This window comes from Flavobacterium sp. (assembly GCF_043720215.1).
Lineage (GTDB): Bacteria > Bacteroidota > Bacteroidia > Flavobacteriales > Flavobacteriaceae > Flavobacterium.
The window spans coordinates 1-7,573 of the sequence record NZ_JAYSSZ010000249.1 but is presented as its reverse complement, the minus strand read 5'-3'; the positions used below and the strand labels follow the sequence as shown (position 1 = coordinate 7,573).

General features: G+C 33.4%; 6 protein-coding genes and 2 pseudogenes. All 8 read right to left on the bottom strand.

What is annotated here, in order from left to right; all coding sequences use genetic code 11:
* Positions 1 to 228 (bottom strand): annotated as a pseudogene (locus ACHZC3_RS10870) (NADPH dehydrogenase); the annotation flags it as partial.
* A 12-nt stretch (positions 229 to 240) separates the two neighbouring features.
* A complete protein-coding gene (locus ACHZC3_RS10865) occupies positions 241 to 1,221 on the bottom strand; it encodes a carbon-nitrogen hydrolase family protein (RefSeq protein ID WP_394759880.1) in 981 nt (326 codons plus the stop codon).
* A gap of 30 nt (positions 1,222 to 1,251) precedes the next feature.
* Positions 1,252 to 2,334: a DUF418 domain-containing protein gene (locus tag ACHZC3_RS10860; protein WP_394759879.1), complete on the bottom strand. Its 1,083-nt coding sequence runs from the start codon at positions 2,332 to 2,334 to the stop codon at positions 1,252 to 1,254.
* Positions 2,334 to 2,759 (bottom strand): acyl-CoA thioesterase, encoded by a 426-nt coding sequence (locus tag ACHZC3_RS10855; protein ID WP_394759878.1) that lies wholly within the window; start codon positions 2,757 to 2,759, stop codon positions 2,334 to 2,336. Before ACHZC3_RS10855 ends, ACHZC3_RS10860 begins: the two co-directional genes overlap by 1 nt.
* Before the next feature lie 115 nt (positions 2,760 to 2,874).
* A complete protein-coding gene (locus ACHZC3_RS10850) occupies positions 2,875 to 4,455 on the bottom strand; it encodes an FMN-binding glutamate synthase family protein (RefSeq protein ID WP_394759877.1) in 1,581 nt (526 codons plus the stop codon).
* A 24-nt stretch (positions 4,456 to 4,479) separates the two neighbouring features.
* The gene (locus tag ACHZC3_RS10845) at positions 4,480 to 5,046 is read right to left on the bottom strand and encodes a hypothetical protein (RefSeq protein ID WP_394759876.1); all 567 of its coding nucleotides are present in this window, start codon (positions 5,044 to 5,046) and stop codon (positions 4,480 to 4,482) included.
* A gap of 12 nt (positions 5,047 to 5,058) precedes the next feature.
* Positions 5,059 to 6,660 carry an AMP-binding protein gene (locus ACHZC3_RS10840; RefSeq protein WP_394759875.1) on the bottom strand — a complete coding sequence of 534 codons (1,602 nt, stop codon included), beginning with the start codon at positions 6,658 to 6,660 and terminating at the stop codon, positions 5,059 to 5,061.
* 9 nt (positions 6,661 to 6,669) lie between these two features.
* Positions 6,670 to 7,573: pseudogene (locus ACHZC3_RS10835) on the bottom strand (bifunctional salicylyl-CoA 5-hydroxylase/oxidoreductase); the annotation flags it as partial.

Here is a 7,573-nt window from a genome sequence, read left to right as displayed (position 1 = left end):
TTCTGGCGTAACTAATTCTGATGATTTTAGCACTAGTTCACGTAAATCGTCATATTTCCAAAGCATTGGAACAGAGGAGCTTCTTGGTTCCCAAGGTTCTATATCATTGGCAACTGTCCATAAAGCACCAGCTCCAAGCGTTTCTAATTCTGCATAATACGCGATTAATTCTGGCGAATCTTGTACTCTTGCACGACCAATTTGGTCATCTGAATGTTTATCTTCCATACTATTTTAATGCTATCTTTTATTAAATTCCTCGTGATTATCGATAAACGTAATTTTTCGAGTTGGTGCAATATTTACTCGTAAATCAAAGATATCAAATCTGTTATAATGCCCAAGTATATCGTGCATTTGTTTCGGTTGGATACATTTTTCTAAATCGATATCAGCATACACAATTCCTTCATCGTCAATTAATGGTTCGCCAATTACAGCGCCATTTGGTCCAATAAATCCAGAAAATGCAGATTTTTTACGTGTTAAAAGTTCGTCTATATTAGGTACATCTTCTCTTAAAGCGTCTTTTATTTCTTGTGAAATAGTAGAACACGAAACTATTGTAAACAATTTACCTTCAAAAGAATGGGCGCAAGCTCTGATCTTTATAGCTTCTGCCATATCATAATCTGGTGGTGCCACTGGAAGCGAAATATAATTGGCAATATGAATTAATTCTCCTTGTGCCAGCAAAGTAAATCTAGCTAGTGTATTTGTGTTTTCTCCACAAGCCAATGTTCCTATAGGACCAATTTCTGTATTATATACTTTTAATGAAGAACCATCACCAGAAGTCCACGTTAGTTTTTCTGCCCAAGTAGGTACTAATTTTCGGTGTTTTCCTATAATAGTTCCTTGATTATCAATGATTAAATTGGTATTATAGATTTCACCATAACTTTGTCCACGTTCATTGATTCCAATTACAATATGAATGTTATTGTCTTTAGCAGCTTGATACAGCCTTTTCATGTCAGTATCATCGACTGTGACTGAGTTTTTATATAATTCCTCATACCATTTACTTCCTTGTACAGGTGTCATGACCCAATTCCAATACGGATAACCAGCCACAAATACTTCTGGAAAAGCAATAAGTTGCGCTCCATTTTGACTGGCTTCTTCGATAAATGAAATTGCTTTGTCTATTGTTTTTGCTACGTTTAGAAAAACGGGGGACGTTTGAACGGTTGCTGCTTTAAATTTTTTGAATTCCATAATTATATTTTTTAAATATCAAGTCAATTTTTATCCTGATATTTTTCTCATTAAAGTTTCTAAAGGTCCATTTTTAAATTTTTTACTCCAAAACACACTGAATAATACACTTACAAAAAAGAACGATATTGCATATATTAAAATGTAAATAGAAGCAACAGGATCCTCAGTTTGTATCAGTCCATTTGGATAATGTTTATTTGATAATTGAACAAATAAAATCATTCCCAAAGTTAAATGAATTACATAATGAGACAAAGTCATTTGTCCAGTTTTTTGTAGCGCATTTATAATATTGTTTTTTGAAAATTTTTCACCAATATACATACAAATTGAAATTACCATAAATGCAAAACCAATAGTTACTAACATAAAAGGTAAAAATGGAGGAAAATATTCAGCAGTAATAAAATCAGACCAGAATGAATTGAAATATCCGTTTTTCGCAAATTGTCGAAGTATTTGAATGGCTATGAATAAAATTAATCCAATGCTAAAAATATTTCTTTTCGTATTTTTTATTCGCCAGTCTAATCTTCCTAACCACATTCCTAAAAGGAAATATGCGAACCAAGGAAATAACGAATTCCACCCATTATAGAAGGTATTTCTTAAAAAGCCAATTGGTGTCCAAAAATCTATATAATTATAATTTGTAAAATCCCAACCAGTTTCAATGGGAATTATTAAAAATAGGATATAAAAAATTACAATGGAAAGAAAAGCGAACCACAAATAATATTTTTTTGGTATAAATAATAATAACGCTGCAAAGTGCATGTATCCACCATAAAAATGTAAAATATCTCCTTGCCACCAATTGTACAACAAAAGACCTAATGCAAATAAAAACCAAGAACGTTTTAATATTTTAGATTTTAATATCGATTTATCTTCTTTACTAAAATTAGACTTATTAGTCATTAATGAAACTCCCATTCCTGCACAAATGATAAAAATTGCGGTAGAATTTCCTGTAAAAAGGCTTAAAAACCATCCGATTTTGTCAGATGGAGATATAATGGATCCAAAGCTAAAATTAAAATTAACAATGAACATCCCAAAAATGGCATATGCTCTTGCCAAATCAAAGCCTTTAATCCTTTGGTTCATTAGTTTATGATGTAATTTGAAATTTTTCCTTTCATTTCCTCATTAAAAGGTGCTGCTTTGATATCGTTTTTATTTTCTTGAAAAGCAACATTTACAAGTGTAACTTCTCCTTCGAGGCAGGTTTTTCCTTGTTCGTCTTCAAATGAAAAACCACATAAGATGGAGGCGCTTCCGAGGTTTTTTACCCAAAGTTTTTTGGTTAATATTTCTCCTAATCTAGCGGCTTTTTTGAATTGAATTTTTAAATCGACTGTAGGAATTCCGTTGGTTTCGTGCATTTTAGAAAATGGTCTTTCTAAGGCTTCTTCGAACCAGTCTTCGACCAGACAATTGAGCATTTCTAAAAATCGTGGATAGAAGACGATTCCTGCATAATCTACATGTTGGAAACGGATTTTTTCTTGTTTAATAAAGGGTTGATTCATATTTTGTGTTTTAGCCCCGATAGTAGTGAAAATCCTTTTTTGAGGCTTTTCGCCGAAAAAAAGATTGTAACGTCCCGATAGCTATCGGGAAGCGGGAAATAGCTCCTAAAAAAAATTAAAATTTATCTGTGCTTGCTTTTTTCCAAACTTTAAAAAGTTCATTGGGAACGGTACTTCCGTCTAATAATGAGCCTGTTTTTATTTCTGGATATGTTTCTTCAAAAGTTTGTGTTTTGCCAAGATGAACTCTTGTACTCACAACCGATCGGTCGACTTTGTCTGGATGATCTATTCCGGCTGACGCCATTAGATCCATCGCGCTTTTTACGGTTTCGTGCTGAAATCTTGCTACTCGAACGCTTTTTTCTTCGGGAACTAATCCTTTCATTAAATCTGGATTTTGAGTGGCAACACCTGTCGGACAAGTATTGTTGTGACATTCTAATGCTTGAATACAGCCGAGTGCAAACATCATTCCGCGTGCTGAATTACATAAATCGGCACCAAGAGAAAGATTTCTGATGATGTCAAATCCAGTAATAACTTTTCCGCTACAAATAATTTTGATTTGGTCTTTTATTCCGTACCCGTTTAGAGCATCATAAACAAAGGCTACAGCATCACGTAAAGGCATTCCTACGTGGTCTGAATATTCTTGTGGTGCCGCACCAGTTCCGCCTTCGCCACCATCTACAGTGATAAAATCGAGAAAGATTTGGGTTTCGACCATTGCTTTACAAATAGACAAAAATTCTGATTTATTGCCGATGCAAATTTTCATTCCGATTGGTTTTCCGCCAGAACCTTTTCGTAGTAATTTTACAAAATCCATTAATTCTAAAGGTGTTGTAAAAGCTGAATGACTTGGTGGTGATAAAATATCTTGACCTTTAGAAACTAAACGTATTGCTGCAATTTCGTCGGTTACTTTTTCTTTGGGTAAAATTCCGCCATGACCAGGTTTTGCACCTTGCGAGAATTTTATTTCGATCATTTTTACATTTTCTAAAGTGGCTCTTTTTATGTATTCGTCATAGTTAAATTTGCCGTCAGGTGTACGACAACTAAAGTAACCCGTTCCTATATTCCAAACTACATCACCACCTTGCAAATGATAAGGAGATAATCCGCCTTCGCCTGTATTATGATAAAATCCTCCTTGTTTTGCGCCATTATTTAACGCTAAAATGGCATTTTTACTTAATGAACCAAAACTCATCGCGCTGATATTAAACAAACTAGCTTCATAAGGTTTTGTACATTGAGATGATCCAATATGAACTCTCGGGTTTTCGTTTACTTGCGAAAAAGGAATAGAACGAATACTATGATTAATCCATTCGTAACCTTCTTGATACACATCAAGTTGTGTCCCGAAAGGCATTGAATCGCTTTCTTTTTTACTTCTTTGATATACAATACTTCGTTGCAAACGGTTGAAAGGTTTTCCGTCTAAATCGGTTTCAACAAAATATTGACGCATTTCGGGTCCGATAGATTCTAGTAAATAACGCATTCTTCCCAGTAATGGAAAGTTTCTGCGGATTGTTTTTTGGGACTGAAACATATCATATAATCCCATTACTATTAGTGGGATAAATATTAAAAGTAAGAATGAAAATTTCCAATTGATGTAAATTAGAATTCCTGTTAAGGAAAGAATGGTGATACTTATTATTAAAAATGCTTTTCTCATATTATTGTATTAACTTTTGAAATATTAATTTATGAAATTATCAATAATGCTTTTATCTTTTCTATAAAGGAGTAGCGCCAAACCTAAAGCAAATAGAAGGCAACCTACAAGCATAAATATTCCATTTTTTAGTGCAAAAAATGAAACTCCTATGACTATTGCACCAAAGATTACCATAATGACTTTTATGGGTTCAACTTTAATTAAATTTATTGCATGTAATGATAAACCAATAAAAAGCAAAGATGGACCAACAATTACAAACGGATATAAAATTGAAGGTGTATTAGATAATTGTATTCTTAACTCTTCGCTTTTAATTTCGTTATTACCAAAACTCCAAAAGATAAAATCAATCACGCACAAACCAATATGAGCAATAACTCCAATGGTTGTTATTATTGAAGCAATAGAATTTAGGGTGTTTTTTGGAAAAACAAAATTAAAAGAAATTAATAAAACTGCACCAATTAAATTAAACCAATGTGCAAAGTCAATTGGTTTTTGAGTGTTGAGAGAAACTTGGGAAAATAATATATAACTCATAACAAAAAAAGCCAAGCCAATTATACAAATAGTTTTTGTTTTCATATGTGATTTTGTCTATTTCAATTTAAATCGTTGAATTTTTCCAGTTTCAGTTTTAGGTAACTCATCTACAAAATTAATTACTCTTGGATATTTATATGGAGCAGCTACTTCTTTGAACCATTGTTGAATAGCTTTAGTTAATTCATCATTTGCTTTATCATGTTCTTTTAAAACAATGTGTGCACAAACTAGCATTCCTCGTTCTTCATCTGGTAATCCTACTACTGCACATTCTAGAATATCTTCGTGGGTTAAAAGTACACTTTCTACTTCAATTGCAGCAATATTATACCCCGAAGAAATAATCATATCGTCACCACGAGCCACAAAATAAAAATAACCTTCTTCATCTTGGCGGAAAATATCTCCAGTGATGTTCCAACCGTTTTCTACATATTCTTTTTGTTTGTCTTCTCGGTTTAAGTATTTACAACCTGTAATTCCTTTAACTTCTAATCTTCCTGGTTCATTTCTTGAAACTTCATTGCTATTTACATCAACAATTTTGGCTTCGTAACCAGTAATTGCTATACCAGTTGCACCAGGTTTCATGTTTTCTTCATTAGATGAAATAAAAATATGTAGCATTTCGGTAGCACCAATTCCGTCGATGATTTTTAATCCAGTTGCATCAAACCAATCTTGCCAGACTTTTAAAGGTAACGTTTCACCAGCCGACACACATTTACGAAGACTTGAAATATCAAATTCATTCACTTTTGTAGTGATAATTCTCCAAGCAGTTGGTGCTGTAAAACAAATGGTTATTTTGTATTCTTCAATGGTTTTTAATAGTAAATCAGGGCTTGGTTTTTCGATTAAAAATGTGGAAGCGCCAAAATACATGGGAAATAAAACCAATCCGCCTAAACCGAAAGTAAATCCAAGGGGCGGACTTCCAGCAAACACATCATTTTGATTTGGTTGTAAAGAATATTGAGGAAAAGCTTCGCAAATATTTAAAATATCTTTGTGATAATGCGCAGTCATTTTTGGCAAACCTGTTGTTCCAGAAGTGAAACCAATTAAAGCTACCGAATCCGCTTTGGTATGGTAATTAGGAAAGGTTTTTGGTTTAAATTTCATCAACTTTTCTAATCCCGAAGTTTCGGGAGAATTTTTATAAAAACAAACCTTTTTTAGAAAATCGGATTGAACTAAGTTCATTTCATCTGCTAAATCGCTATCGCAAAAAGCATGAGAAATTTCGGCGCAATCTATAATTGTAGTTAATTCTTTGGAACGTAACAGAGGCATAGTTGCGACAACAATTCCACCAGCTTTTAGCACTGCAAACCAACAAGCGACCATCATTGGATTATTGGCAGAACGAATCAGTACACGATTTCCTGATTTTAAACCTAAATCTTCAACTAAAACATGTGCAATTTGATTGGCTTTTTCGTTTAAATCTTGATACGTCCAAGTTTCCTCGAAAGTTCGAATACAAATAGTATTTCCACGACCTTCAGTAATATGATTATCAAGTAATTTTTCCACACAATTGAGCATTTCTGGTCGATTAAATTGTGGTAAATCCAAGAATTTATATTCTGGTTGTATGTCCAAACTTGGTAAACTATTGTGAGCGAAATTGTCTTCGTAATGTTTCATAATTTCTAATTACTTCTTATTACTCTTTGGTTTCAATGCTTTTTTCATTCCTTCAACCTGTTTTCTTTCAGAGGCTTTTAACGGATACAAATGTGAAATTCCCATTTTGTATTGATTTGGAATATCAGTTTGTTGAAATTGTTCGTAAGCTTGAGCATTTCTTACAAAATTTGCATCTAATAATAATGGTCTACCTAAAGCTACTAAATCTGCTCTTCCGTTTAGAATTATCGTATTTATTTGATCAATATCTTGAATATAACCAGCCGTTACAGTTGGAATATGAACTGTATTTCTCACAGTATCAGAAAATGGTGTTTGCCACATTCTTCCTGTTTGTGGTTTTTGATTGGCCACTGTATTTCCAGTTGAAACGTTGATAATATCTGCACCAGCATTTTTGAAAGCAGTGGCAATTGTTATTACATCATCTTCTGAAATTCCGTTTTCAGCCCAATCTGTTGCTGAAATTCGAACCGACATGGGTTTTTCTTTTGGAAAAGCGTTTCGCATTTCGTTGAAAACTCGTAATGGAAATTTCAATCGATTTTCGATGCTTCCACCGAATTCATCTGTTCTGGTATTCGTTAATGGAGACAAGAAAGAAGCTAGTAAAAATCCGTGATGTGCTTGTAATTCAATCATGTCAAAATTAGAATCATTGGCATTTTTTGTAGCTTGAACAAATTGAGAAGTAATCAAATCCATATCGGCTAAAGTCATCGCTTTTGGAGTTAATCCACTTTCGTTAAAAGGAATTGCTGAAGCGGAAAGTAATTCCCAACTTGTTCCCGTAAAAGATTCTTCCCAAGGTTTTTTCGTCGCACCTTTTCTTCCAGAATGTCCTAATTGGATTCCGATTTTCGTTTGCGTATGTTGATGAATGAAATCGTTAATACGTTTCCATTCTGTA

Coding starts and splice junctions, on each gene's coding strand:
- ACHZC3_RS10845 (WP_394759876.1), bottom strand. CDS start 5,046: ATGAAAACAAAAACTATTTGTATAATTGGCTTGGCTTTTTTTGTTATG.
- ACHZC3_RS10840 (WP_394759875.1), bottom strand. CDS start 6,660: ATGAAACATTACGAAGACAATTTCGCTCACAATAGTTTACCAAGTTTG.
- ACHZC3_RS10855 (WP_394759878.1), bottom strand. CDS start 2,759: ATGAATCAACCCTTTATTAAACAAGAAAAAATCCGTTTCCAACATGTA.
- ACHZC3_RS10865 (WP_394759880.1), bottom strand. CDS start 1,221: ATGGAATTCAAAAAATTTAAAGCAGCAACCGTTCAAACGTCCCCCGTT.
- ACHZC3_RS10850 (WP_394759877.1), bottom strand. CDS start 4,455: ATGAGAAAAGCATTTTTAATAATAAGTATCACCATTCTTTCCTTAACA.
- ACHZC3_RS10860 (WP_394759879.1), bottom strand. CDS start 2,334: ATGAACCAAAGGATTAAAGGCTTTGATTTGGCAAGAGCATATGCCATT.